23 protein-coding genes and 1 pseudogene are annotated in these 25,704 nt (G+C 35.7%); 11 read left to right on the forward strand and 13 right to left on the reverse strand.

The window, feature by feature from the left end; translation table 11 throughout:
- Window positions 1–8 precede the first annotated feature (8 nt).
- From BN997_RS02515 to BN997_RS02535, 6 genes are all read right to left on the reverse strand, one after another.
- Entirely contained in the window at window positions 9–1,205 is a 1,197-nt protein-coding gene (locus BN997_RS02515; protein ID WP_042529386.1) for a tyrosine-type recombinase/integrase, read from the reverse strand.
- Window positions 1,192–1,620 (reverse strand): DUF3173 family protein, encoded by a 429-nt coding sequence (locus BN997_RS02520; RefSeq protein WP_042529388.1) that lies wholly within the window; start codon window positions 1,618–1,620, stop codon window positions 1,192–1,194. Before BN997_RS02520 ends, BN997_RS02515 begins: the two co-directional genes overlap by 14 nt.
- 103 nt (window positions 1,621–1,723) lie before the next feature.
- Window positions 1,724–1,924, reverse strand: a complete 201-nt coding sequence (locus BN997_RS02525; protein ID WP_042529390.1) for a hypothetical protein — start codon at window positions 1,922–1,924, stop codon at window positions 1,724–1,726.
- A gap of 428 nt (window positions 1,925–2,352) precedes the next feature.
- Window positions 2,353–2,958 (reverse strand): DNA methyltransferase, encoded by a 606-nt coding sequence (locus BN997_RS02530; protein WP_042529392.1) that lies wholly within the window; start codon window positions 2,956–2,958, stop codon window positions 2,353–2,355.
- Between the two features lie 969 nt (window positions 2,959–3,927).
- Window positions 3,928–4,062 carry a hypothetical protein gene (locus tag BN997_RS23640; RefSeq protein ID WP_276325290.1) on the reverse strand — a complete coding sequence of 45 codons (135 nt, stop codon included), beginning with the start codon at window positions 4,060–4,062 and terminating at the stop codon, window positions 3,928–3,930.
- Between the two features lie 156 nt (window positions 4,063–4,218).
- Complete coding sequence (locus BN997_RS02535) at window positions 4,219–5,751, reverse strand: hypothetical protein (protein WP_042529395.1); 1,533 nt, start codon at window positions 5,749–5,751, stop codon at window positions 4,219–4,221.
- 690 nt (window positions 5,752–6,441) lie between these two features.
- Between BN997_RS02535 and BN997_RS02545 the strand changes: the two genes are divergently transcribed.
- Window positions 6,442–7,566, forward strand: a complete 1,125-nt coding sequence (locus tag BN997_RS02545) for a hypothetical protein (RefSeq protein ID WP_139088983.1) — start codon at window positions 6,442–6,444, stop codon at window positions 7,564–7,566.
- Window positions 7,567–8,003: 437 nt separating this feature from the next.
- Here the strand turns inward: BN997_RS02545 and BN997_RS02550 are convergent, their stop codons facing one another.
- The 6 genes from BN997_RS02550 to BN997_RS02575 all read right to left on the reverse strand — a co-directional run bounded on the left by BN997_RS02550 (window position 8,004) and on the right by BN997_RS02575 (window position 14,190).
- Entirely contained in the window at window positions 8,004–8,639 is a 636-nt protein-coding gene (locus tag BN997_RS02550) for a DNA methyltransferase (RefSeq protein ID WP_042529401.1), read from the reverse strand.
- Window positions 8,636–9,142: a helix-turn-helix domain-containing protein gene (locus BN997_RS02555; protein WP_042529403.1), complete on the reverse strand. Its 507-nt coding sequence runs from the start codon at window positions 9,140–9,142 to the stop codon at window positions 8,636–8,638. Before BN997_RS02555 ends, BN997_RS02550 begins: the two co-directional genes overlap by 4 nt.
- A gap of 1,242 nt (window positions 9,143–10,384) precedes the next feature.
- Entirely contained in the window at window positions 10,385–11,002 is a 618-nt protein-coding gene (locus tag BN997_RS02560) for a recombinase family protein (protein ID WP_042529405.1), read from the reverse strand.
- 143 nt (window positions 11,003–11,145) lie between these two features.
- The gene (locus tag BN997_RS02565; RefSeq protein WP_042529407.1) at window positions 11,146–11,769 is read right to left on the reverse strand and encodes a hypothetical protein; all 624 of its coding nucleotides are present in this window, start codon (window positions 11,767–11,769) and stop codon (window positions 11,146–11,148) included.
- Window positions 11,770–12,410: 641 nt separating this feature from the next.
- Entirely contained in the window at window positions 12,411–13,793 is a 1,383-nt protein-coding gene (locus BN997_RS02570; protein WP_042529410.1) for a hypothetical protein, read from the reverse strand.
- Window positions 13,794–13,971: 178 nt separating this feature from the next.
- On the reverse strand, window positions 13,972–14,190 hold the full coding sequence (locus tag BN997_RS02575) for a hypothetical protein (RefSeq protein WP_042529412.1): 219 nt from the start codon (window positions 14,188–14,190) through the stop codon (window positions 13,972–13,974).
- A 310-nt stretch (window positions 14,191–14,500) separates the two neighbouring features.
- On the opposite strand from BN997_RS02575, the gene BN997_RS02580 reads away from it, so the two are divergent.
- Both BN997_RS02580 and BN997_RS02585 read left to right on the forward strand, forming a co-directional pair.
- Window positions 14,501–15,859, forward strand: a complete 1,359-nt coding sequence (locus BN997_RS02580; protein ID WP_042529414.1) for an AAA family ATPase — start codon at window positions 14,501–14,503, stop codon at window positions 15,857–15,859.
- The gene (locus BN997_RS02585) at window positions 15,859–16,110 is read left to right on the forward strand and encodes a DUF4435 domain-containing protein (protein ID WP_042529416.1); all 252 of its coding nucleotides are present in this window, start codon (window positions 15,859–15,861) and stop codon (window positions 16,108–16,110) included. Before BN997_RS02580 ends, BN997_RS02585 begins: the two co-directional genes overlap by 1 nt.
- 63 nt (window positions 16,111–16,173) lie before the next feature.
- Here the strand turns inward: BN997_RS02585 and BN997_RS02590 are convergent, their stop codons facing one another.
- Window positions 16,174–17,547 (reverse strand): IS1182 family transposase, encoded by a 1,374-nt coding sequence (locus tag BN997_RS02590; RefSeq protein ID WP_042529417.1) that lies wholly within the window; start codon window positions 17,545–17,547, stop codon window positions 16,174–16,176.
- Between the two features lie 145 nt (window positions 17,548–17,692).
- Between BN997_RS02590 and BN997_RS02595 the strand changes: the two are divergent.
- From BN997_RS02595 to BN997_RS02630, 8 genes and pseudogenes are all read left to right on the forward strand, one after another.
- Window positions 17,693–18,385 (forward strand): annotated as a pseudogene (locus tag BN997_RS02595) (DUF4435 domain-containing protein); the annotation flags it as partial.
- 511 nt (window positions 18,386–18,896) lie between these two features.
- Window positions 18,897–20,261 carry an adenylosuccinate lyase gene (gene purB / locus BN997_RS02600; RefSeq protein WP_042529421.1) on the forward strand — a complete coding sequence of 455 codons (1,365 nt, stop codon included), beginning with the start codon at window positions 18,897–18,899 and terminating at the stop codon, window positions 20,259–20,261.
- Window positions 20,254–20,766, forward strand: a complete 513-nt coding sequence (locus tag BN997_RS02605) for a GNAT family N-acetyltransferase (RefSeq protein WP_042529423.1) — start codon at window positions 20,254–20,256, stop codon at window positions 20,764–20,766. Before purB ends, BN997_RS02605 begins: the two co-directional genes overlap by 8 nt.
- A gap of 19 nt (window positions 20,767–20,785) precedes the next feature.
- Window positions 20,786–21,568, forward strand: coding sequence for an amino acid ABC transporter substrate-binding protein (locus tag BN997_RS02610; protein WP_042529425.1), 783 nt, complete (start codon window positions 20,786–20,788; stop codon window positions 21,566–21,568).
- 150 nt (window positions 21,569–21,718) lie between these two features.
- A complete protein-coding gene (locus BN997_RS02615; protein ID WP_042529427.1) occupies window positions 21,719–22,396 on the forward strand; it encodes an amino acid ABC transporter permease in 678 nt (225 codons plus the stop codon).
- A gap of 12 nt (window positions 22,397–22,408) precedes the next feature.
- Window positions 22,409–23,158 carry an amino acid ABC transporter ATP-binding protein gene (locus BN997_RS02620; RefSeq protein WP_042529429.1) on the forward strand — a complete coding sequence of 250 codons (750 nt, stop codon included), beginning with the start codon at window positions 22,409–22,411 and terminating at the stop codon, window positions 23,156–23,158.
- The gene (locus BN997_RS02625; RefSeq protein WP_042529431.1) at window positions 23,151–24,293 is read left to right on the forward strand and encodes an amidohydrolase; all 1,143 of its coding nucleotides are present in this window, start codon (window positions 23,151–23,153) and stop codon (window positions 24,291–24,293) included. Before BN997_RS02620 ends, BN997_RS02625 begins: the two co-directional genes overlap by 8 nt.
- Window positions 24,286–25,647, forward strand: a complete 1,362-nt coding sequence (locus BN997_RS02630; RefSeq protein WP_052484872.1) for an MmgE/PrpD family protein — start codon at window positions 24,286–24,288, stop codon at window positions 25,645–25,647. The genes BN997_RS02625 and BN997_RS02630 overlap by 8 nt, the downstream gene beginning before the upstream one ends.
- The last annotated feature ends 57 nt before the right edge of the window (window positions 25,648–25,704 follow it).

The raw sequence follows: 25,704 nt of genomic DNA on the forward strand, positions 1-25,704 counted from the left end.
ATAAGTTATTAATCCTCAAGATTATAATCCACAATATTATTGAGTCGACCAGCTAGCTCAACATCCCGATTAGAATAAAGATGTCCATATTCTCCTAAAGTAGTTTTCACATCACTATGCCCTAAACGATCTTTGATGATAAGAAGATCTTCGTTCAGGTGGACTAATAAACTAGCATGTGAATGACGTAGCCCATGAGGAGTAATCCGATGTACCCCTGCTAATTCTGCGTGCTTTTCTAAAGCTCGATTTACTGCCCGATTATGCATCGGAATCCCATTAGTGGTTAATACAAGGTTAGTATTGATTTGCTTCTGTTGACGTTCCTTCCATTCTTTTAACAAATTTATTGTATTTGTATCAAGAGTTAAGATTCTATTAGCTGATTCGGTTTTTGTAGTAGACTCTGGATCATAATTACTCGCATTATCATAACGTAATGATTTATTTACATCTAATTTCTTTGTGTCAAAATTAATATCATCCCAAGTTAAAGCAGATGCTTCACTGATACGTAACCCAGTCATAAACATTAACATAATAGAGATAAACAATGAGTGTTGTTTAAAGTCTGCAAGCTCAAAAGTTTTACATACTTTTTTATAGTGAGCTAGTTCCCAAAAGGGACGTTTCCTTTTTGTTTTCTTGATATTTTTAACAGCAGTTACTGGGTTGAAAGAACAAAATTCTTTTTCCACTGCATAATCAAAAATTAATTTTAATAGACCTTTTATACCATGAACATTACCATCAGTTTGCTTTCCTTGTTTACGTCTAGCTGTAAGCATTGCTTGATACCACTCATCTACATCATTTTTATCAATATCAGCAATATTCATCTCTTCAAACGCTTTGTAATGATTATTTATCATAGATAGTCTGTCTTTATATGTTTGTGGAGATACTTTATTCGCATAATAAGGAAGAAATTTTTCATTTACAAAAGTTTTGAAAGAGATAGAATAAGCATCATCTGATAATGCATTCTTCATTTTTGCAAGAGCCTCATCTACTTTGAATTCTTCTTCTAATTCTGCTTTTACTTTTTTATACGCTTGATAGGCTTCTTCTTGTGTTTTAAAACTACTCCGTCTACGTTGAACAACTTTTTTTGTAACTGGGTGTGTCTTTGTGGCAGTAAATGAATATTTACCCGTCTTCTTATCTTTTTTCAAATTTGGGATTTTCCCTTTATAACTTGCCATATGAATGACCTCCTAGTAATTTATTGATTTGTGTTTTTGGTGCATATTGCTTGCGAGTATTTTCATAGAAAATACAGCCTTGTTCCACCATCTCTTGTTGCGCTTGCTTGATTAATTGCTTTGCTGTTTCTGCAGGAATACCCCATGAAATTAACTGTTCAAGATGAACTAAAGCTTCGTTTAAAAACGCAATAGACTTACGATGATCCTCAGGTTCTCCTGATACCCCTAGCACAAATTCAATCGCCCTGTCAGCTGGGATAAACCCAATACGTGGATTGTTATACAAGCCTACCCCTTCATTGGCTAATTGCCTTTTCACCATCCGAATGATTGTTGATGCTGTGTTTTCATTGAAAAAGCTAACCTCCATTAAATCCTTTTTCTTAACTACTGGAATTTCATTTAATCCCATCTCTTTAACTCCTTAAGGTGTCGTGATGTTACCGTGAAGCCTGAATAATGACAAGTTATTTTGTCTCTTTCATGTTATTATTCGTCTTTGGGCACATCGCACACTATTTTATTTCCAAAAAATAATAGCCATTGTCTGATTTGGTTGATGCAGTTAGTAGCCTCTTGAAAACAACAAACTTCCACATAAATTGTTGTCTTTGCATTTTTGTTGTTATAGTTTCAGTTCGTACCTGTTTAAGCCCGTTTATACTGTTTACACCTCTATTCCCCGAAGCAAAAATAAATTTTAAAAACTCAAGCATACCCACTACCCCCTTGACCAATCATTTTTTGGATACGACTATATCTCTGCCTGAGGAATTGTTTAAAAAAGCACCTGCAATTTCACTGATGCAAATATCAATATTAGAAACAGTAAAAAATTGTTTTGTTTAAGAAACTTAAAGGTCTGACAGAAGGTGCGAATCATATGTCATTTCATCGAGGAATTTTTAGTATGAAATGGTTGTCTTATGAATAAATAACCCAACGTTCTGCATGTTAGAGGGTTTTTTAAGAAGTTGTATAGTAGGAAAAGACCTCTTATGAACATAGCCCTTGTTAGATGAATTAAAAGAGGTTTGGGGAAAGATTGAACAAATACACACAACACAACATTGTTTGACATACCCCTTAAAATAAATAAACCTTCCACTCTACTGTTAGAGGGAAGGTCTTCATTGTTTATGTTTTAATATAATTCAAATGTTTTGAATACTTGAACATCTTTTGTGAACCCATGATAGGATCGGTCTAGCTTACGACAGACTTCAAATACACTATAATCTGCAAATAGGTCTCTCACAATCGCTTGTGGTTTACTATATCTATCAATCAATTCTTCCATTAGTAAAGCTGGCTTCCTAGATAAACAGGATTCATCCACTGAAGGAAGTGGTGCATATTGAAGCATTGTAGGGGATAGGTACTCATTAGGCATTAAATTACAATATGGCATTGTGGACTTACTTATCCATAAAATATATTGTCTATCCTTCCCATTCATGATTGACACATTGCTCCACTTCCATGTCATCACGCCATGCACATAATAGTTATAATGTTCGGCTTGTTCGGATAGTGTCGCTATATTCGGTAATGTACTAAAGATAAGTGCACTACCCCTTGTATCCAGTTTAGCAGACAATGTTCTTATCAATGTTATAAAATCGACCTCCTCCTGATGCATCAAATCAACAATCAATAAATCTGCTTTTGGACGACGGTCATTAATTGCCCCCAAATAGTTTTTGTTGGCTAAATACATTCGGTTATCATTACTGGAACGATAAATCATTATTACTACCCCCTTGAAATTTGTAAAAATAATTTGTTTAAATAAAACCTACTTGCTTGCTCTCTTGTTTCACACCAATACTGATGCAAAATCAGCGTTCTTAGTACTCCATAACAACTTAAAGGCGAATTGTCCTCTTATTAAAGAAGATACAAATCGTTTAGTATCAGCAAATCCGTTTACAAGCAAATCACTTTTAAAAAAATACCCAATTCACCATTTAAACCGGAGTTCAAAACATCTTTGAAATACTCTTCTGATTTAAAAATCTCTTACTATCTCACCTTGATATGTGCTGATACTGTGAATTGCCTATGGTTGTCTTGTTATCATGGATAGCTTAAATCAATATCGACATGAGTTGAAAATTCTGATAAGCGAATTTAGTCACTTATAAAGGAATTCCTTATTTTCATGATTTATGCTCATTTATAATTTGATTTTGTTTTAGAAAAAAGTGAAGAGGGAAGGAGAGGGATATGGATCACCGTGCTAACTATACTAATTTAATGGGAAATGAATACTCATCGACTTTCTTTTTCATTGGCTCATCGTTTTCTATGGATTGTACGGTATGAATAAAATTTCAAAGCTGTTATATCGCCATGGTAAAAATCTGTTTACCTCTCTGTATAGGCAAGTTGATATTACCATCTTTTCTTTTTTCACCTATTCTTATCGCTCCAAACAAACACTCATAACTGGAGCAAGTTACCTGGGATTTTGAATAGATACCTCTTGAAAACAGGCGGTAGAAGGGAGGGAGAGGGGGAATTACATGTGCGTTTTCATATTTATAGGACTTGTAGGTTTATATCTCAATCCTCATTGATTCATTGGTATTTGAGCAGTGAAAGGGTATTAATTTATGTCGTATAAAATTGTAAAAAATTCAAAAGTCCTAAAGCTAAGAAAAAAACTATTTAATAAAACAGCCTGACCTCTTATCGTCTAAATGTTTATCCCAATTTACTTATTACTAATTTGCAGACTTTTCGCTTCTGCATAGATTGTCGCAGTGGGCATAAACAACTGAAGCAAAAGAACAAAGGTCATAAGTGCTGCAAACAGTTTATTATTCAGTTTTCGTTTCTTGCGATTCAAAATACCCCTCCTTAAACATTTTACTCTACAATAAAAGAGTCTACTAACAGTTAGTATGAAACCAACCTTAGTAGACTCATCTTATAGGTTTTATTTAATCTAAAATGACTATTGACTTAACAAGCAGGTATTTAAAATATACAACTGTTAAATACACTAACAACCAAACATCTTACAAGAATCTTCCCCGTTAAACTCGAAATCTCCACCTTCCCATGTACTTCCACTATCCTTCTCGGAAGTATTTTCATTAGTTATTTTTCCACCTCTGACAGCATCACCTGTTTCTGTTTTCCACCCGCTATCCGAATTACTAGAACCTGAGTTACTTCCACCTGAGTTGCTAGAGCCACTATTACTTGAACCTGAGTTACTGTTTGAACCTGAATTACTGCTTGAACCGCTGTTGCTAGAACCTGAGTTACTTGATGAACTAGAGCCGTTAGATGAACTTGAGCTACTGCTAGAGCTTGAACTACTTGAACTGCTTCCATTGCTTGATGAACTAGAGTTATTAGAGCCTGAATTGCTTGAACTACTCGAATCTGAGCTTCCACCACTGTTTGTTGAACCTGAATTGCTACTTCCACCGTTTGATGACGATGATGATGACGATGAGGATGAGCCTCCAGTGTTGTTGCTTCCACCCGTTGTAGCACTTGATGATTGACTACCCCCATTTGAGGAACTTCCAGTACTTCCGCTAGATTGTGTGCTTTCCTGTGCTTGAGTACCCTCGTTACCGCCTGTTGTTGCTGTTTCTGTACCTTCACTAGCTTGTGTTGCTTCCTCTTGCTGTGCTACTTCCGCTTGCTCTGCTTCAGCTTGTGCTTGTTCCTCTGCTTGCTTTTCAGCTTCTGCTTCCGCTAGTTTACGTGCTTCCTCTTCTTCAGCTAATCGCTTCTCTTCCTCACGCTCTGCGATGAACGTTTCTACAGTAGCAAGACGCTTTTCAAAACCTTCTCTAACGTCTTTGTTTTTAACCTTTTCTACTACTTCGGTTGCTTCCTCTAAAGATTCACGTTTAACTTTCTTTTTAACCTTGTCCTTTTTATTGAATAGGTCGCTTACTTTGTTTTCAGCAGATGCGATGTTCTTTAACTGCTTGTTACCCTCTTCAACTAACTCATTTACTGAGTCTAACCATGCATCTTCTTCTAAAACGTCTACAGATTCTAATGATTCGGATAAATTATCGACTTCTTCCGTAGTTACTTCCTTTTTCAAAGCAGGCTTTTTAACTTCGTCACCGTTGATAGCCGTTTTTGTGAACAACTCGTTTAAGTCGTTTTCTAATGCGAATTTTTCCTCAATAACTTTTAATTCTTTAACGATATCTTCCTTTGTTGTTTTGATGTACTCGATGTTATCTTCAATATCAGACTCTTTAACATCGTATGCACTTGCATCAGACTCAACTAGATTTAAGTTTTCCTTTACATTGTCGATTGTTTCTTGCTCTAAATCCTTCTTTAAGTAACCATCTTTACCTTTGAACTCGCCAACCTGTACTGCTAAGTTACCTAGAATGTCTTCGTCAGCGTGTAACTCTGCTTTCGCTTCTTCTAAATTCTCTTGGTAGTTAGCATCTACAACCTTGTACGATACCCCTCCAATAACCGATGCTCCAATTACTGCTGATGTTGCGATTACTACTGTCTTTTTCTTTATGTTTTTAAATACTGGCACTTTTTTCACCTCATAAGCTATTTTTATGAATGATCGAGTATTTCTGGTGAATCAGGAGGAGCTTCTTCGATTTATAACCCCTTATTTCATTCTATATAATTAGTTCAATGTTACTGTATAACAAGGATTTTCATAAGTCAATAGGTTCTATAATAAAAGATATATAATTATTAAATGCCTAGAATAATTAATATAAATTGTTTAATTGTAAGTTAAATTCTTAACAAAAATAGAATTAATCAAATATGTATCAAATCAATATTAAACAATCATAGAAATATTACGATTCCAGTCAAATAAGTAAAGACAAATGGAAGAATATTAGTTATAATAACCCAATATATTAACTTTTCATAATTTATTTTATAGGGAGGTATGCCTACATAGAAATTATTAATATGTCCTTGTTGATTGTAATTAATTAGGAGGGAGTTAAAGAAGGTGAGGAAAGCTATTTTGTAAAAAGCCATTTCATTGATAAGAGCAGATACAGTAAGATATCTAAGCAAGGAGCGAAGATGATGAAGTATTGTTCAAATTGCGGTGAAAAATTGGTGAATGGAAAATGTCCAAATTGTAAACCGAAAAAAGGGAAAATTACCCCAAAGATAGTCGTTAGTATTATAGCTGTAATCATTTTAAGTTTGGGAGGATTTTATTACTACAAGGGAAATACAGAGGAAAGAGTTATTGAATCATATCCATCTTTGTTTGCAGATAGTCATGAGGAGTTCCCAGCTGACAACATTCGTACATAAAGTTGAAAAAAGATTATGGGCTGTTACTGATGATAAAGCAACTTATCAAGCAGGGCTGAATGAGTTAAAAGAAAAAGTGAAATTACAAGAGGAAATAAATTCACTTTTTAACAATAATGTTTCTTCTGGTATTTCAACGGATGAATTAGAAATAAAATCATCGGAACGTATTGATACCCCTAATGTAGAAGGGAAAGGGAATTTCTATGATACGATGCGTACAGCGGTCAACTATTATAACAATTCTTTCGATGTTTTTGAAAATGTCCAGCAAGAAATAGAGGAAACCAAAAAAGAATTAATTAGTTTAAATGCTGTTGATAATCTTGAAGTATCTATTGATAGTATCACAGATTCTACTTTGTCCGACCTTGCTTATACAGATGCTAAAGAATTACTAGATATTAGAAATAAATTTACTGATTATTTTAATACCCATAATGGATACCACCTTATTCAATCAGATTATAGTACTCCTGATGTTAATGATGAATCTGATTATCCAAGCAGAATAAATTTTAATTATCCTGGGTCTTGGAAAGAAGGATATGTTTGGTACGCTGATGGCATACATTTTGATAAAACTTTTGATAATGTAATTTTTGACTCGAATTATAACTCTTATTATATTATAGGAACAGAATGGTATGATACTGTCGCTGAAGAACTGGGAATTTATGGAATAAGGATCTCATTTATTGACAATAATACAATAGCAATAAGGGACAAACCAGCATTATTTGATCCTGATGAGATAGAATATGAAAAATTGGCAGAGGGGGAAACAGCTTCACAATTTAATGCATTACAACAAATTGATTTTGAAAATACCAACCAAGTAATTAATAGTCCTGAACAAGCCAAAAATCAAATTGAAAAATACAGTGAATATATTTTTGATGAAGATCTTAAGATTGAATTTGGTGAAGCTACTGAGTATGGCTACAGGTTCAATATTATAGGAGAACCCAGCTGGAGGACGTTGAATCCTGAAAATGGCTACAATAGTTTGCGTTATATTTTCGTTTCAAATGACGGAGATATAGTTGCTAATTAATAATAAATAATCCTTAATTTGTTAACACTGTGCAATAAAACTTGCACAGTGTTTTCAGTTATCATGGATATCTTCAGAACAAATATTCTATATTCACTCTAAAGGTAATTAAAATTTTTTTATAGACAACAATTCATAATAAAACATTATTTCTAATCATCTTCAGATGTACAAACAAATACCCATTAACAAAACATGTTACTTTGATTTTTAGATAGATACTTTGTAAAAACAAGCAATAGATGATAAAAAGAGAAGGGATTACCCACCTGCTCATATATCTAGAGGGATAGGAAGTCTCTTAATAATTCCCCCTATATTCTTTCTGATTCGGGCGGTGAATAAGATATGGATTCATATCCTATGAAATCATAAAAAATTCAATACCCCATGAAATTTAAAATATCCTTCTTTGTTAGAAATATATATGTTTATGTTCAATGCAAATCAATTTTTTCAAAAAGATCATCATCCAACTCATACCCCTGATAGATTCTTTTCCACTGCCTGCAACTCTGAGCCACCACACCACTACCAGCAAACAAATCTATTACGGTATTCATCGGTTGACTGTGCCTGAGAATTAAATCATCAATTAATGGCTTTGGCTTCTGAAATCGAAACCCACCTGCTGGGCTCGCATAAGAAAATATTCCATTGTGATATTTTTCATTTGGTTTTAATTGAAAAAATGCTGTATCTGAAGCACTTAGCCATAATATAAATTCTCTATTCTTATTTACATACCCCTTTTTACGGAGATATTTCACTTGGAAATTAGGTTTTGCCCAAACCATCAAATCTTGAACAACTAAACCATATTTCTCAGCGAATGGATATATTTCTAAGACATTCGGTAATATATTGAAAATTAAAGCACTACCAGTTGGCTTTATTATCTGAGAAATAACGTTTACCATTACTTCAAAATCAAAATCTTTATCCCAATCAGCTAATTCTAAATTATAAGGTGGATCGGCGATAATCAAGTCTGCCTTCTGATTCTGTTCTAGTACAGATTGATAGTCTGCATGGTATAATACTCGTTTGTTGTCTCTGCTGCACTTCATCATTTTGCTACCCCATTAGCTGACGAAACAGACTGATTCAGCAACGTATAGACATGTTTTCGACTGATACCTAGCTGTTGGGCAATCCTAGTTTTTGTCCAACCGTTCTTTATATACTGTTCAATGAGCCAGCGTTGTTGGGCTGCATGATGTTCACAGTTTGATTTATACCCCTCCCAAGACGAACGCCCTTGTTGGTCATAGTACCTCCGTTTTCTAATGCTATCCGTATCTAATCGTAAAGTCTGTAGATTTAATTCCTGCACCATTCGTGGTGTAATTCGAAGTTGCTGGCAAATGGTTTGATTTGTTTCTCGTACAGAAACGAAAGTCCTTGTTAAATCATCAGGAAAGGCTTGTTCCGATACTCCACAGGCATGCCTAAAGGCAAATAAATAACTATATGCCAAAGCCTGCCACTTGCGTGAAATACCCCTGTTTATCTTGTATGTAATTAGTTTTTCTAAATCATTCACTGCATATTGATTACGTTCTAAATACCCCATATCTGACACAATCTCCTACTATGTAAGTTTTAACTTATGAGTGACTAGTTCTCTGTTTAAAATCCCTATTCTAGGCAGGATTTCAGATTATGAACAATGTATCCTCATACCATGATGAAGTTAGCCTAAAAAAGAAAAAGTCTGTTCTCTATTATTTATATCGGTTACCTATTATGAAAAGTTTAATCATACAGCTAATTTGAATTCAGTTCAGGCATTACTTTCTTAATCTGGCAGGGAAGGTCAGGTAGTTACAGCCTGATCAGACCCCAAAACAAACTGTCTAAACTGCGTTCTACTATTAGTTACACATTTCTCCTATTTTAATCACTTGTTCATACTGGAAAAGAAGGTGTTCCACCTCACCAGAAACACCATCAGATAAATCGTTTCAATCCTAAAATAGGTAGTTACGGTATCCAAATTGTGTCTATTTATTCTGTATTCTGCGTTCTATACTTGGTTACACATCGTTATGAATCTGAAGCGTTATTCACCTTGAGAAAAGAGACATCCTATCCCCAAGATAGCACTACTGAAAGCTAACTAATCAACACCTTATCAATCATAGTTCAGGCAGGATACAAGTGAGATTGCAGACTTAATCCTGACACATCTGCAACCCGGAAATCAGTTAGATTAATACTAAATTTAAGATTCAACCTCCCATCCAATTCTCCTTATATTCATTATTAATTTATTCTCCTAATTGTGGTATGTATACTATACTTCCCCTACTGTTCATATCTCGGTCTTAGAATCTTTTGTAGTCCCTGTAACTTTATTTTATGTCTTCACTCATTAGTGTTATTCCTCCTACTTTTCATATCTCAGTCTTAAAATCATTTATAGTCCCTGCAACTTCATTTTATGTTTTTACTCTATTGTAAATCGAAATTTTATTCTCTATATGTAGATGTTAAAAAATCATTTTATATAGTCTCCATTTTCTATTTTGTAGTTCATAAACTAACCCTTTTGACGAAAAAATGACAAAACTCTCCAAAGACGACATATACCACATGTCATCTTTGGAGAGTCTATTTCCTCTATTCGTCTGTATACTAGAAAAAATATTATAACATTAGTTGCATGTTTTGTACTACAACAGTGTTATTTCTATTTTTGATAAAATACCATACACATATATGTTTTGTCAAACAAATTAAAAATCAAGCTAAAGATGCGAGTGAGCAGCATTTTTAGCCTGATTTTGGAGACAGTATAAGAGAGAAAAAATGGTTATTTATTATCGACAGAAAGCCATTCGTCACGAATCCGATAAACGGTAGGTCGGCTTATCCCTGCAGTTTTTGCAATGGAATGAATCGATTCCTTTTTATCTAGCATATAAATCACTTTATCATAGACCAATTTATCTTGACCTGTCGCATTTACTGTATAGCGCTTTGGTTTTCCTTTGAATTTACCTTCTTTTCTCGCTTTATCAATACCTTCTCGCTGGGCAGTACGAATGCGCCTGCGTTCTTCTTCTGCCTGCCATGATAAAATTTCAAATACAATATGAATCATAAGTTTTCCGATGCCTTCTAAGTCTTTATATTTGGCAGTATCAAGAATCGGCATATTTAATACACGAATATCTACTTTTTTATCTAAAAGATCTTCCCACTCTATTTTTATTTGCTCTGCATTACGACCAAACCTTGTTAAATCGTGTACAACCACGCAATCGCCTTCACGCACAAATTGCTTCAATTCCTGCCACGCTGTGCGCTCAAAGTCGCCTCCTGAGGCTTTATCTTTAAATATCTTATCACAGCCCTCATTAGTTAAGCTTTCTTCCTGACGGGCTAAATTTTGCCCTTTTGAACTAACCCTTGCATATCCTACTAACATAAAATACATCCTTTCTATGAAAAACTAAAAAATCAGTCGAAATTGACACTGCAGAGCTTTAAATACCCCAGCATGCAAGCGGACTGTAAAATAACGCTATATGGCATGCTAGGGTATACTTTATTTTTACAATAATAATGCAATTAATTTCCGTTCAATAATTGCTGATGCAAATGGTAACGCTCTTTGATTGATCCGATATTTCCATCATATAGCTCAAAAAGGTATCTTAGCTTCTGTAACTGTGCCGTCTCTAATTCTTCTAATTTATTTTGAAGTAATGGCTTGAAGAAAGGGCGTAGTATTGAAATTTCATCTTGGCAATCTTTTAAAGGATAGCTCTTTAATTGCATATGACTATTTTCTTGTACCTGTTTTTTTAATGATTGAAGGAATTCTTGGAAAAATAACTGATACCCCAAATGAGGTGTAGTCGCTAAACCCAGATAAATCCAAGCTTTTTCCCATTGCTTCTTTTCTAAAAATGTTATAAATGCTGGTGACAGGCATTCTTCAAGGTCCTGAAAGATTCGATAACGAGCTTTGGCAATTGCTTGTTCAGATACATCGGATTTTTTTGCAAGTTCTTTAGGTGAGACATTAAGGTTCTTCAAAATCAATTCTTTATGTTTAACCGATGTATAGCTCCCGCCATGTATAAAACTCCACGTATGCTTCAATACCTGCTTAGCACGCGCATTTCTAGCAGATGGGGGAGAGCTGCTAAAGTCTATCATGACTTGTTTTAATTTCTTGTAAAATTGCATGTTTATCACTCCTCGGAAAATTTATTTATGATGTTGTCCGATATTTCTACTCACTGGACTATACTTTTTTTTCACAAATAAAAGTAAAATGTTTTTTTAATTCAACTATCCCTGCTAGGGAAGGCTGTGAATTTTTTATAGCCAGCAATAGCAATTATTTTTAAATGAAAGAATGCATACAAAAAAGACTGCTGTGGACAAAATGATGTCCTGTATATGAACGTTTAAAGAAGGGTGAAGAGTAGAGAACATGAATAATGAATTATAAAAGTGGGATTTCATTAGAATATAAGCAGTATGAAGCCAATGGAGAAAGATACTGTTTGATATTGCTGGAATTTGAAATGGTGTTTTTATCAGTAAGCTATTCCTTTTACGAATCTACATTTAGCAGATTTCAATCATAGGATATTTTCTTCTTTTAATCGAAAGGATGCTTATACTTTGTACTTTCGTTCAGCGTTGAACCATTGTTAATGGAATTTTTGGATGGTCTTTCTCAGCAATTAGAGAGAAATCAATATTCACAACTCCGCTTGAATAGTTGATTTATTATAAAAAAAGTCTATTAAAGTAGTTTAATCACTAACTTCAATAGACTTTTTAATGCGTTTTGAATTTGAGATATTAATTAATCAATATTACCCCTCAAAGAATTCCTCTTCGTCTTCATCTAATGCTGGCATTTTATCAGGTTCATATTCTTGTATTTCATCATCTTCCAAAGATGGCATTTCGTCAGGTTCATATTCTTCTACCTCTGAATTTTCATCTTCAATTATTTCATCTGAATTAATTTCTTCAAACGGTTTTCCCCAATTCTCTACATATTGCTTTCTATAATTTTCCCATTTTCCGTCCCATTTTTCTTTTTCTTCATCAGAAAGCCATTCCCACTCTTCTTGTGTCATTTCATCTATTACTGAATCACCTTGCATACTAACATCTCCACGAATGTTATTTAATATAGTTTCATCAACGTCTGTGAAAATATTCGCTGTTTTCGGTTCTGAACTACAGTCAGTGACTAGATCTGGTATATCCTTAAAAAGAACATCTCCATTTTTGTCAATTGTATAACTGCATATAGGCTTTGCATTGCCTGGCATATTCATAGACGAAAATGAACCTGCTCCACCATCGGCATCAAACTGATAACCACCCCAAATATATTCTAATGTAGCAAATGTATTTTCGTTTACTTCCCAATAAAGGTCTACAAAAAGAGCTAAAGCCCTTCTGGCAATTTCCTCATCCGATAGCATTGAAATATCTTGAATATGTGCATGTGCGCTATCCAAGTCTGCTGTTAATGTCTCCTTGACCGTTTCATTTTGAATTTTATCCACTTCAGATTTCGCTTCATCATAAGCCTCTAAAGTCACTTCACCTTGAACTTCTCCATCTTTGAATAATGTCTCTACTTGAGCAGTAGCTGTTGCAGTAGTAGATAATTGATTCTCAGCATCTGTGATGAAGGTATTAATAGCTGTTTGCCATTCAGATATATCTTCATCCTCTATAAAAGCCGTTTCCTTTAAATCTTCTAATGTACTTGTTTCTAGATCTTCTTTTATTATCACGTCTTCATTAATCTCTGATCCATTAATAGCAGGTGTCTCTTGTTCAAATAAATCATTAACAGATTGTTGGGTTTCCAATTGTGCACGAATAGCAGACAATTTCTCTTTTAAGTCTTCTTTGTCAGATGCTATTTCTGCAACATCTTCTTCTAAATCATTTTCTTTCAAATCGAATTCTGAAGAAAGGTCTTTAATAGCCTCCATCTTATCTTCCACTGCTTGGATATCTTCTTCGGTCAAACCCTCACGCAAATATGAACCTTCGTCAAAGGATTCGAGTTCACTTTGGACAGATTCGATATTTTCTTGTTGTTCTGATAATAGAGAGGTCGCATTTTCTAGTGTTTCTTGATATGTATTTTTATTATATAAATAATAGCCACCTGCACCTCCTGCAATCAATAGAACAAGAATCAAAGGTATGATAATTCTTTTTTTCATTTTATATTCCTCTTCCTGGTAATTTTGCAATTATTAAAATTAGAATCGTATAAACAATAATCTCCTTTCTCTGTTATGATTAATAATTGCTAGGATAATATTACCATTATAAAGCTCACTAGTTCAATAGTTTATGGAATTATCATGAAATATTATGATTCTGGAATAACAGCTTGTTTTAGTCCATTTCTTTTAACCGATAAATTCTGCTCATAATAGCTTGTTGTTCATTTCCAAGTAAATGAATGATTCTTATTAATTCAGCAACAGCATCTTCTTTGGTATATAAACGATCTGACATCAGATTGCAAGCTATCGTTACTATGTCAGTTTCCAGCTCAACAAGACGTAATTTACGACTTAATTCTAGGTTTAATAAATTCTCTGTATCTTTCATTCCGCCATTCCTCTCATATAAAATAGTCAATCATTTATAGAACTTTTTACTTACTGATATAAAAATAAGCAATTCATTAGCTAATCATATAATAGTTAATTTTGATTATGTGGATATTAGCATGGAGAAAATGATTATTCAATAAAATCTGATTATTTGATTTTGAGTAGAAGGTCAAAAATTTGTTAGGATAATATTACTTTGAACTAAAACGATAATTTATATCTAATACATTCCTTGTTATTTCTTTTCTATTTCTGTTAAAAGATTCATAAAATGATGTATAATTCATATAAAAGGGGGAGTTTTGATGGATAATAAATTTAATCTTATTAGTTTTGAAATAGAAGGGCTGAACAACGATAGAAATGTTTCTTTGACTTTCGATAATAATGTCAGAGTCCTTTTAGGGGAAAATGGTACTGGTAAAACAACTATATTATCAATGTTATATTACATCTTATCAAGAAAGCTCTATTACCTAAATAATTTTGAATTTGATAAGGTGCATTTGAATTTTTCATCAAATAAAACTATAACAATTGAAAAGGAATGGATTTCTTTAGAAGATAATAAAAATGCTTATAGGTTTTATAAATATCTTGAAGAAGAACTCAGTAAAGATGAATTAGATTACGTAATGAATATAATATATGGTGAAGGAACAGTAGAAGGTTTTAAATCTCTGTATTTTCAAAATATAAGAATGCGAAACATTTCAATGCATAGAATAAGAAGACATATACAGGAACTAAGACACTTGATTGTGGATAATGATTCCAATGAGTACAAAGAAAAACTTATGAATGTTGACAAAGAATTAAAAGAAACATTTGAGAGTGAAGTAATATATTTTCCAACATATAGAAGGATTGAAGATGACTTATCAAAGTTAGGACTCTCCATTGACGATGGTATCTCAAAAAGTCCTGGAGTTATAAATTTTGGCATGAATGATGTTGAAGAAACATTTACAAAAATTAAAAATGATATAAAGGACGAATCGTTAACTAGTTATTCGAATGTTACAGGCAATATGATTAAACATCTAATCTATCCAAATAAAGGACAACACCCTATAGAAGAAGATAATTTAATTTTAGAAAATGAAGAAATACTAGCAATTGTTTTAGATCGTTTTGGTAAAGATTTAAATATAGAAGACAAAAAGCATATTTTTGAACTAATTAGTACTAGAGAGTTATTCAATGATGAATATAGCTCTTTGAGTTTCTATTTAAAGAACTTACTAAATAATTATATGCAATATAAAGAAAGAGATGATTTGATAAAGAAATTTGCTAATAAATGTACAAAATATCTTGTGAACAAAAAAGTTCAATTTAATGAAAGTAATGGAGAGTTATCTATTTTGAACGAAAGAAACGATAAAAAAATTGAATTAAATAGTTTATCCTCTGGAGAAAAGCAAATTGTTTCTATTTTGGCTAAAGTGTTTTTAAACTTTAGTAATGATTTTATTATTCTAATTGATGAACCTGAACTTTCTCTTTCAATAGAATGGCAAGAAATGTTGTTACCAGATATTACTGAAACAGGGAAATGTTCGTTGTTATTTGCTGTCACCCATTCACCTTTCATATTTGATAATAATTTAGACCAATACGCTAAAGGTATAGAAATGTTCGTAGAGGAGATTAATGATTAATGGGAATTAATTTAAGTAGAGACGAGATACTAAGAGAAAAGAGAAATGGTCGAACAGTAGGATATCATAAATTCACACTGAAATTTAAACCAAGGCAAAGAAAACCCTACTGTTTTATTGAGGGTGAGGACAGTAAATATTACATATCAAGAATAACAATGGTTTGTAAGGCTGAACCCATTTTTATAAGTTGTAAAGGGAAAAAAGGGGTAGTAGAAACTTTTAATGAAATACAAAAACATAATGATTGAATGAATTTCATAATTGCTCTTTTTAAAAATACAAAGACGAACCGAATTTTCGAAAGTGTATTTTTAAAAACAAAAATTATGCGCTTGTTGTTGCTGAATAAGCTCTGCTTGGATGCGATCAGCAGCTAATTTGGAAGCATTATAAATCAAAGCGACCATGTCAAAATGAACTTTTGCACGCTTTCCAGTGCGATAACGAACATTGTTTAGCTGATAGAACTCTTTCAGATAAGCATTAACACGTTCTACTGCTGTCCGTTGTTTGAAAATATTTTTCCAAGCTTTTGATCCTCGTGCTGGTGCGGTATACCTTCTTAAATCGGTAGTTATCTTGATTTTATACACTTTTTGACAGATACCTTCATTCGCAAGGGGACAGTCGCTGCATTCCTTTGGTCTGGTATATTTCAATGTTTCGTATTTTGGATCAAAGCTGTCATATTTATAGGAATGTTCTCGAAAACAGGTTGGGGCAAAATTCTTATCAAACCCGATCATTTCGCCTTCATTTCGCTTATTATAGGCAATGACAGACTGTTGACCCATGCGGTGAATCTGTTCATAAATCGGTTCAAAATCATAACCCGCATCCAATGTCTGGTAAGAAGCAGACGTAAGCGGAAGTCGTTGATCCATTCCCTTCAATAGGGCAATAGCGGCTTTCCCATCATTTAAGCTGCCAGATGAAAACAAAGATTGCAGAATATATTGGCTGGATGCACCAACTGCGAGGTGGGCTTTATAGCCAAACCAGTATTCATTTTTACCATCTGCATTCTTTTTCACACCCCATTTGGGGTTCATTGGCACTTCTGCACGCAAGATGTCTAACGGAACGTCTAACTGTGCTTCGATTTTCTTTTCATACAATGGCAGGTTTGCTTCCTTTTCCGCTTGGTCTTTAAGGTACTGTTCGCGTTCTTCTTTGGATTTGCGTCCGCGCTTTTTTGGCGTAGTTTCTGATTTTTCTTCTTTTTTGGCAGGTGCCTTATCTCGTGCTTCAAAATGGGTTGCATCAATGGCAATGACTTCATCGACAATAAACCCTTCGGTGACGGCTGCCAGCGTTACGCTTTCGAAGGATTTTTCTAAAATATCTGATTCACTCAATTTCGTTACCAAGCGGGAATAAGCAGCTTCTGATGGTGTAGAATCGGAAACAAGAAATCCGCAGTTCATTTTAAAGATAAAGTCATCATTTAGACGCTTGATTAAGTCTTTGATGGTTGGGATACGCTCGATGTAGCGAATAAAAAAGGAAATAATCATCCCTGCATAATTTAGCTCAACAGGCGCTCCAAGCCGGGATTTCTTATTAATCGCATGATAAATACGATCCAGATCAATCGCTGAAATAATCGCTTCATATTTTTGGGTAGGTTCCATGTCATATAATTCTTGGATGCCAAATAGACTCGGTTGTCGTATAATGGTCATAAGAAGTACTCCTCCAGTCTTTTTATGGTTTTCTGGGTAACTACCATTATACAAGATTTGGGGAGGTACTTCTTTTTTTTATGTTTCAAAAAGCTTGGGACACAAGGGCTTTGAATTATGAAATTCACTCGATTATAAAAATGAACCACTTTTTTTCTTTGTAGATAAGGACTTCGATTCTCCTATTGAGAATGAATATATATATGAGACGCCATGTTATTCTATAGAAAATTTATATGCTGCACCTAAAGTGTTAGAAAGGATATTAGAGAATGAATTTAAAATTAGCGAAGGCGATCAAGAATTTACTGAAGTGATGGAGATATTTAATTTAAGGCAATCCGAATTTCATGATAGTATAGCCTTGTTAAATGCATGGATTTTTACTTGCAAAAAGCACATTGAATCAACAGGGGAAAATATAAAACTCAGGTTAAATGAATTATCCTTTAGAAAACACTTAATTGAAGTATCTTTAGACCAAATTATCTGTAAGTATAATTTAAATGACATTAAAGATCTTCTGAATATAGAAACTACTATCTCGGATGAAGAACTAGACAATAATTATATTTGGTTTAAAGAAAGCCCACATAGAGGTATGATTTTTAGAGGTAAATTTGAACTGGAGTTTTTTAAGATATTCTTAATGAAAATTATAGAAGATAGAAACAAAAAAGATGATAGAAAAATATTCCAATCTAAATCAAAAGTGTCTCTTAATGTCGAAACTAATATTTTAACCACTTTATCAATTTATGCTGAAACACCAGAAGATCTATATGATTATATAGAGAAAATATGGAATTGTGAAAAAAGTATTGTTTCTTCTGCTTGAAAATATATCGGAAGTTAATTGAAAAGGAAGGATTAGAACCTGGTTATCGAAATTTGGGTGATGTCTATAAGGCTGAACTTTGTAATAAACAAACAATAGAAGATGAAAGACTATGTCATGATTCAAACCTTTTCTAATCCTTTTTAGAGTTTTTTGTTAAATTAAAAACCCCGATAAATCAGCATTCTTAGGCTCTATCTCTCTTAAAACTAATTGTGAATGAATTATGAACATATTTAGAAATTCTTGTACTTTTCTCAAATCCTTTGTAAACTATGAGTACATGGGCTGAACTCATGTTTACTAGGACAAAAAAGCGGTTCGTATCGAATTAATTCGATACGAACCGCTTTTTTGTCCTATTTTCATAATAAATGACGAACTATATATAAACTTAAAATAAGTCAGATTAATTTAAAAAAGGTATTGAAATTCGACAATTATTGCTATAAAATACACTAAAACGATAAGAATTATATAATTTATTTCGAAAAGAGGATTAAGAAGATAAATGGGATCACATGTTATTGATTTACGGATGTTGCAAAATAATTTTAGCACAGAGGAAATGCGCCAGATTTGGAATGATGAAAATAGATTACAGAAAATCCTTGATGCAGAGGCCTCTCTTGCGCTGGCTCAAAGTGAACTTGGTGTCATTCCGGAAAAAGCGGGAGAAACGATTGCCGAAGCAGCCAAAATAGAGAATTTTGATGTAGAGGATATTGCGCAGGAGGCAGTAAAATTAAAGCACTCGCTAATGGCTACGGTCAATCAACTGCAGAATCTGTCTGGTGAGTATGGAGAGTTTGTTCACTTTGGTGTTACTACCCAGGATATTACGGATACCGGAACCATTCTGCAATTAAAAGAGGCGCATCAGATACTATTTAGAGATATGAAAGAAACTGCACAATTGCTGGTTGAACTTTCAGATAAATATAAAAATACACCAATGGCTGCACGGACACATGGCATGCAGGGGCTTCCTACTACATTTGGATTTAAGCTGGCAGTAGTCTTAAGCGAATTTGACCGTCACCTGCAGCGTTTGAAAGAAGCAGAGCCACGTACTTTTACAGGTGTTCTTGCCGGCGGAGTAGGTACATATGCAGCGCTTGGCAGTATTGGTCCGGAGGTAGAGACGAAGGCATTGGATAAACTGGGCTTATCTTCACCAGATATTTGCTGGCATTCCTCTCGTGACCGTATTTCGGAGTATGGATCCATTCTTGGACTTGTCAGCGGATCATTAGGCAAGCTGGGTAATGAATTCTATAACTTAATGCGGACAGAGATTGATGAACTGGAAGAGCCGTTTCAAGCAGGAAATGTTGGTTCGACAACCATGCCGCACAAACGAAATCCCGCTTTGTTTGAAGGAATTGCGAGCTTGACCAAACCTGTTTTACACAGTGTGAGTCTGCTTCATGAATCATTGATTATGGATCATGAACGGGATGCAAAAAGCTGGAGAAGCGAATGGGTAGCGTTGCCGGAAATTTGTTTATATCTATCTTCTCAGCTTAAAACCACAATTAATGTATTAAAAGGATTGATTGTGAAGCCGGAAAACATGCTTCGTAATTTGAATATGCAAGGCGGCTTATTATTATCCGAACGAATTATGTTTGCGTTGTCAGAAAAGGTCGGCAAGCAGACCGCTCATCACCTGGTATACGAGCTGTCTATGAAATCCTACGAAGAAAATATTCCGTTTAAAACAACGCTGACGGAAAATGAAGTGGTAAGCAGCGTATTATCAGAGGAGCAAATTGAAGATTTACTGGATCCGAGCCAATATACCGGTTTGGCAAGTGAAAAAGTAGAAGAAGTCATTGCGCAAATAAAAAAAGGAGCTCTTTTACATGGGTAAACTAGCATTCTATCAAGCTACTGAAGATAATGTATCAGAAATAAAGGAGCTCACATTAAAAGCTTATGCATCCATTCGCGACCTTGGCATTCATTTTGCTGCCGCAACAGCAGATGATGCACTGGTTAAGAAAAATATAAATGAAAATATATGTTTTTATATGAAAGATGAGGATGCTACCGTAGCGACTGCGTCCATTCGGATGCCTTGGAGTCCGCATCACGGCCCCTATGAAATTCCGCATATTTGGTGGGTAGCTGTCGATCCGCAATATAAACGAAAAGGATATGCATCTAAAATTCTTGATTTTGTGGAACAGGATTATTTAGCTCACCAGCTGCATTGTCCATCGGTGAGTCTAGGAACAGCAAAAGAGCACCCTTGGCTGGCAGATATGTACATCAAGCGTGGTTACCAGCCGGTCGGAGAAGCGGATCTTGGAAAGGGTCATCAGACGGTTTATTTGGAAAAATTATTATTGGGCACAGAATATAAAAAGAGATAAGAAGGCGGGTTATAGAAAAATGAAAAAATTGATATTGCTAGCAGGAAGCATTGTTTTAATAACCATTCTAGCAGCATGCGGGGATTCCGGCAGCTCTGAAGAAGGTTCGGGTGATAACGTACTACAGGCAGGAACAACGGCACAAAGCTATCCAAATAGCTATGAGGAAAACGGCGAATTAGTAGGCTATGATGTAGAAGTATTAGAAACAGCTGCTGAAAACTTAGGCTACGAAGTCGAATGGGTAACAACCGATTTTTCAGGGCTTATGGGGCAGCTGGAAACAGGACGGATTGATACCGTGGCGAACTTTGTGGCTGTAACAGAGGAAAGAGCTGAATCATATGACTTTTCGGTGCCTTATGCGTATGCTGGTGCAACCATTGTGACTCATGAGGATAACGATTTTACAGACTTAGAACAATTTAAAGGAAGAACCGTTTCTGGGGTATTGGGTTCCAATAATGTTAAAAATCTAGAAGCCTTTGATCCAGAAATTGAGCCAAGAACGTATGAAACACGTGATGGTGCGATGAATGATGCTATCAATAACCGTGTCGATGGCTATGTGAATTCGAAGTCTGCCTTGATAGCAGAAATCGAATTAGGAGATTTACCTCTTAAATTTGTTGGAGACCCATTTGTGTACGAAGATATTTCTTTCCCGTTTACAAAGAATGAGGAAGGTGCGGCATTACGTGAAGAATTTGATGAAGAATTAGAAAAGCTTCGTGAAGACGGTACATTGGCAGAAATCTCAGAGAAATATTTTGCCGGAGAGGATATAACCGTACAAGAATAATTTATTTGGCTGAGCATACGAAAACAGAAGTAATGCCGCTGTAAGCATCTGATCTGGATTGATGAAGCAGTCCCAGCTCTGACAGCGGCTTTCACTTTATGATTTGGCTGGTCTTCGTTTTTTGAAGTTTTTCTAACTGGAGGATGACATATGAATTTTAATATAGACTTCGTTTATTTAATAAGTTTGATTCCAGACTTATTACCATTTATACCACTTACATTATTTTTAGCGATTGTTACGATGGTGATTGCAGTTGTTTTGGGGATGGGTATCGCACTGGTGCTGCGCTCAGGTATACCTGTCCTCACGCACTTAGCTATCGCCTATGTTTCGTTTTTTAGGGCAATTCCATCTCTGGTCCAACTTTTCTTAATTTATTACGGGCTGCCGCAGATTTTTCCTGCTCTAAGCGGAATGACGGCGATTGCTGCTGCTATCCTTGGTTTAAGTCTGAAGCAGGCAGCCTATTTAGCAGAAATATTTCGTGCCGCACTCGCTTCTGTTGATAAAGGACAAATGGAAGCTTGTCTGTCTGTTGGAATGACAAGAGTTCAAAGCTTCCGCAGAGTTATTTTGCCCCAAGCGGTACGAAATGCTACGCCTGCAACAGGAAATATTTTTATTGGATTGATAAAGGAAACATCCCTGGCGTTTACATTAGGAGTTGTAGAGTTGTTCGCACAAGGGAGAATACTTGCCGCTTCCTCCCTGCGCTTTTTTGAGACGTATTTAGCCCTGGCGCTCTTATACTGGGCAATGATTATTATTTATACGTTTATTCAACAGGCGCTTGAAAAAAGAATGGAACGGCCATATCAATCATAAGGGAGTACGAATATGATTACGGTAAAAAATTTGAAAAAACAATTTGGATCTAATGTTGTGTTAGACGGAATCAACCTGGAGGTAAAAGAAGGGGAGGTCCTGGCAATTATCGGACCATCTGGCTCAGGGAAATCGACGTTGCTGCGTTGCTTGAATTTATTAGAAAAACCCGATGCAGGGGAATTGATTATTGGAGATAAAAAGATAAACGTTAAAAAAATGTCTTCCAAAGAAATCTATCAATTAAGACAGCAGACGGCGATGGTTTTTCAGCATTATAACCTATTTAAAAATAAAACAGCTTTGGAAAATGTAACAGAAGCGCTGATAATTGCTAAAAAAATGAAGAAGCCAGAAGCTGAAAAAATTGCAATGGAAATACTGAATCAAGTCGGTTTAGGAGACAAAGTACATCAATATCCGGTTACATTGTCTGGAGGACAACAGCAGCGTGTTGGTATTGCGCGTGCGCTTGCAGTGAACCCGTATGCGATTCTGTTCGATGAACCGACATCGGCACTTGACCCGGAATGGATTTCTGAAGTGCTCCAGGTAATTAAAAAAATTGCGGAGCAGAACTCAACGATGATTATCGTGACACATGAGATGCAATTTGCAGAAGAAGTAGCAGACCGCGTTATTTTTATGGCAGATGGAAATATCATTGAGGAAAATACACCGAAAGAATTTTTCCATAATCCACAGTCTCCGAGAACAAAACAATTTTTAAGAAGATTAGGGGCAGGTGAAGAAAATGTTTAAGGTAACAGAAGAACTAGTCAAAGATTTAATCGAAAAACGCAGATACTTGCATCGGAACCCAGAGCTTGCGTTTGAGGAGATAAATACGTCGGCCCACTTAAAAAAATGGCTGGAAGAGAATGAAATCACGATTCTGCCTTTTGATATAAAAACAGGCGTTATTGCAGAAGTAAAAGGGGAGCATGCTGGCCCGACAATCGCTATTCGTTCGGATATTGATGCATTGCCGGTCAAAGAAGAGACAGATGTGCCTTTCCAATCGGAAACAGAGGGGAAAATGCATGCATGCGGCCATGATTTCCATATGGTTTCTATTTTAGGTGCAGCCATTCTGCTGAATGAACAAAAAAATCAATTACATGGCACTGTCCGTTTTATTTTTCAGCCGGCTGAAGAAGTAGCTCAAGGAGCAAAATATCTAGTAGAACAAGGTGTCTTAGAAGGCGTGCGCGGTATATTTGGCATGCATAATAAGCCTGATTTGCCAGTAGGCACCATTGGCGTGAAATCGGAAGGTTTGATGGCCAGCGTAGATAAGTTTGAAATAACGTTTAAAGGTATCGGCGGACATGCAGGGATTCCGCATAATGCGATTGATCCAATCGTGATAGCATCCCAGTATGTAACGAATGTACAGTCGATTATTGCCAGAAGAATTGATCTTTTCCATAATGCGGTCATCAGTATTACAAGCATTAATGGCGGGAATACGTGGAATGTCATACCTGATCAGGTGAAGCTGCAAGGTACAGTCCGAACATTTCAGCCGGAAGCACGTCAGGCTATTCCGGAGTTTATGCAGAATTTAGCAGAAACCACTGCTAAAGGAAATGGCGGCGAAGTCGATTTTGAGTGGGAAAGCTATTTGCCGGTAGTAAATAATGCATCTCAGTATGAACAAACGGTGCGTGAGGCTGCTGTAGAGGCAGGCTATCAAGCCGTAGATGCTGTACCAAGCTCTGGCGGAGAAGATTTTGCTTACTATCAGAATTATATCCCGGGATTCTTTGTGTGGATGGGAGTCGATGGGCCAAAAGAATGGCATCATCCAGAATTTGATTTGCAGGAGGATGCCATTGAAGTAGCAGCAGCATTCTTTGCCACATTAGCTGTAAAGGTCCTGAAAAATGAATAATATGACAGAAGCCCTCGTTCAGAGGGTTTTTTCTGCTCCTAAGTGGGAAGATTTAAAAGCGGATACAAAAGAAAATTTACAAAAAGGGTTATTGGATTATCTTGTTTGCTGCTACACCACTGTTGCATATGATACGCATTTTCCCAACGTATGGAATGCTCGATTATTTCCAGATGCAGCTCACGAGAACGCACTGGTTATTGGGATACGTGAAAAGGCCCACCCCTACGATGCCTGTTTTTTGAATGGATACGCTGCGCATGCCTTAGACTTGGACGATGTCCACTCGGAAATCCGCGGGCATCCATCTGCTGTTATTCTCAGTTTATTAATGTCCTTGATAGAACAGAAGCAAGATACTGCCCGTTTTTTTGAGGCTTATTTAATTGGAGTAGAAGTGATGACACGCATATCCAAAACAGTGGGGAAATCTCATTATGAAAAAGGATTTCATACGACAGCCACAGCGGGAATGTATGGAGCCGTTGCTGCTGGAGCGTATTATATGACATTACAAGAAAAAGAATTTAACCAAGCACTCGACCTATGTGTTTCGCAAATCAGCGGCTCCAGGAGCCATTTTGGAACGCTTATCAAACCGTTACACGCAGGGCTGACAGCGCAAAAAGCGTGGCAGATTCTGCATCTTGTTAAACAGGGTGTTGCTGGTAATGGTAATACAATAACAGCTGAGAATGGATTGTTGTCCATGTTTGGAAATGAAGACAGCAGTATAGACAGTCTGCTTGATGAATGGGGGCTGGAATGGGCTGTTGATAAGCCAGGATTTTGGTTTAAGCTGTATCCCTGCTGCTCAGCGAACGCTCATCCAATTGATGCGACAAAAGCCTTGATGAGGGACTGGGAAGTAGATTTGAAGCAAATCGCTTCGATTCAGCTTTATTTTCCTGAAAACGGTGATGCAGCACTTATCTATACAAATCCGAAAAATGGGGAGCAGGGACGTTTTAGTGCAGAGTATTGTGCAGCATTGCTGTTAACCGGAAGAGAGCTTTCCATGGAGGCTTTTTTGGGGGAAGAGATTCCGGAAGAGGTCAGTGCGTTAATGAATAAAATAACAAGGGTGTATGATGAGAATATTCCATTTGCCTCTGTGAGTTATCCGGCGAATCGATATAGTATGATAGAAATCAGCCTGCGTAATGGGGATATTAAGCAAGCCCGCTGCGATATTCCGTATGGTTCGCCGGGAAACCCGTTGGGACGGGAAGATTTGATAGAGAAAGCAGACAAGCTGCTGCAGCAAAAGGCGATGCCATTTATAGAAGTATTTCAGCAAGAAGAAACAGTCACATTAGAGAAATTGCTTCCGCTGTTAAAAGCAGAAAGCTAATCCAGAAAAAGGACTGCCGGGCAAGGTTTTTTTGAGACCTTGTCCGCAGTCTTTTTC

The sequence above is a fragment of the Oceanobacillus oncorhynchi genome (genome assembly GCF_000821065.1).
Taxonomy (GTDB): domain Bacteria; phylum Bacillota; class Bacilli; order Bacillales; family Amphibacillaceae; genus Oceanobacillus; species Oceanobacillus oncorhynchi.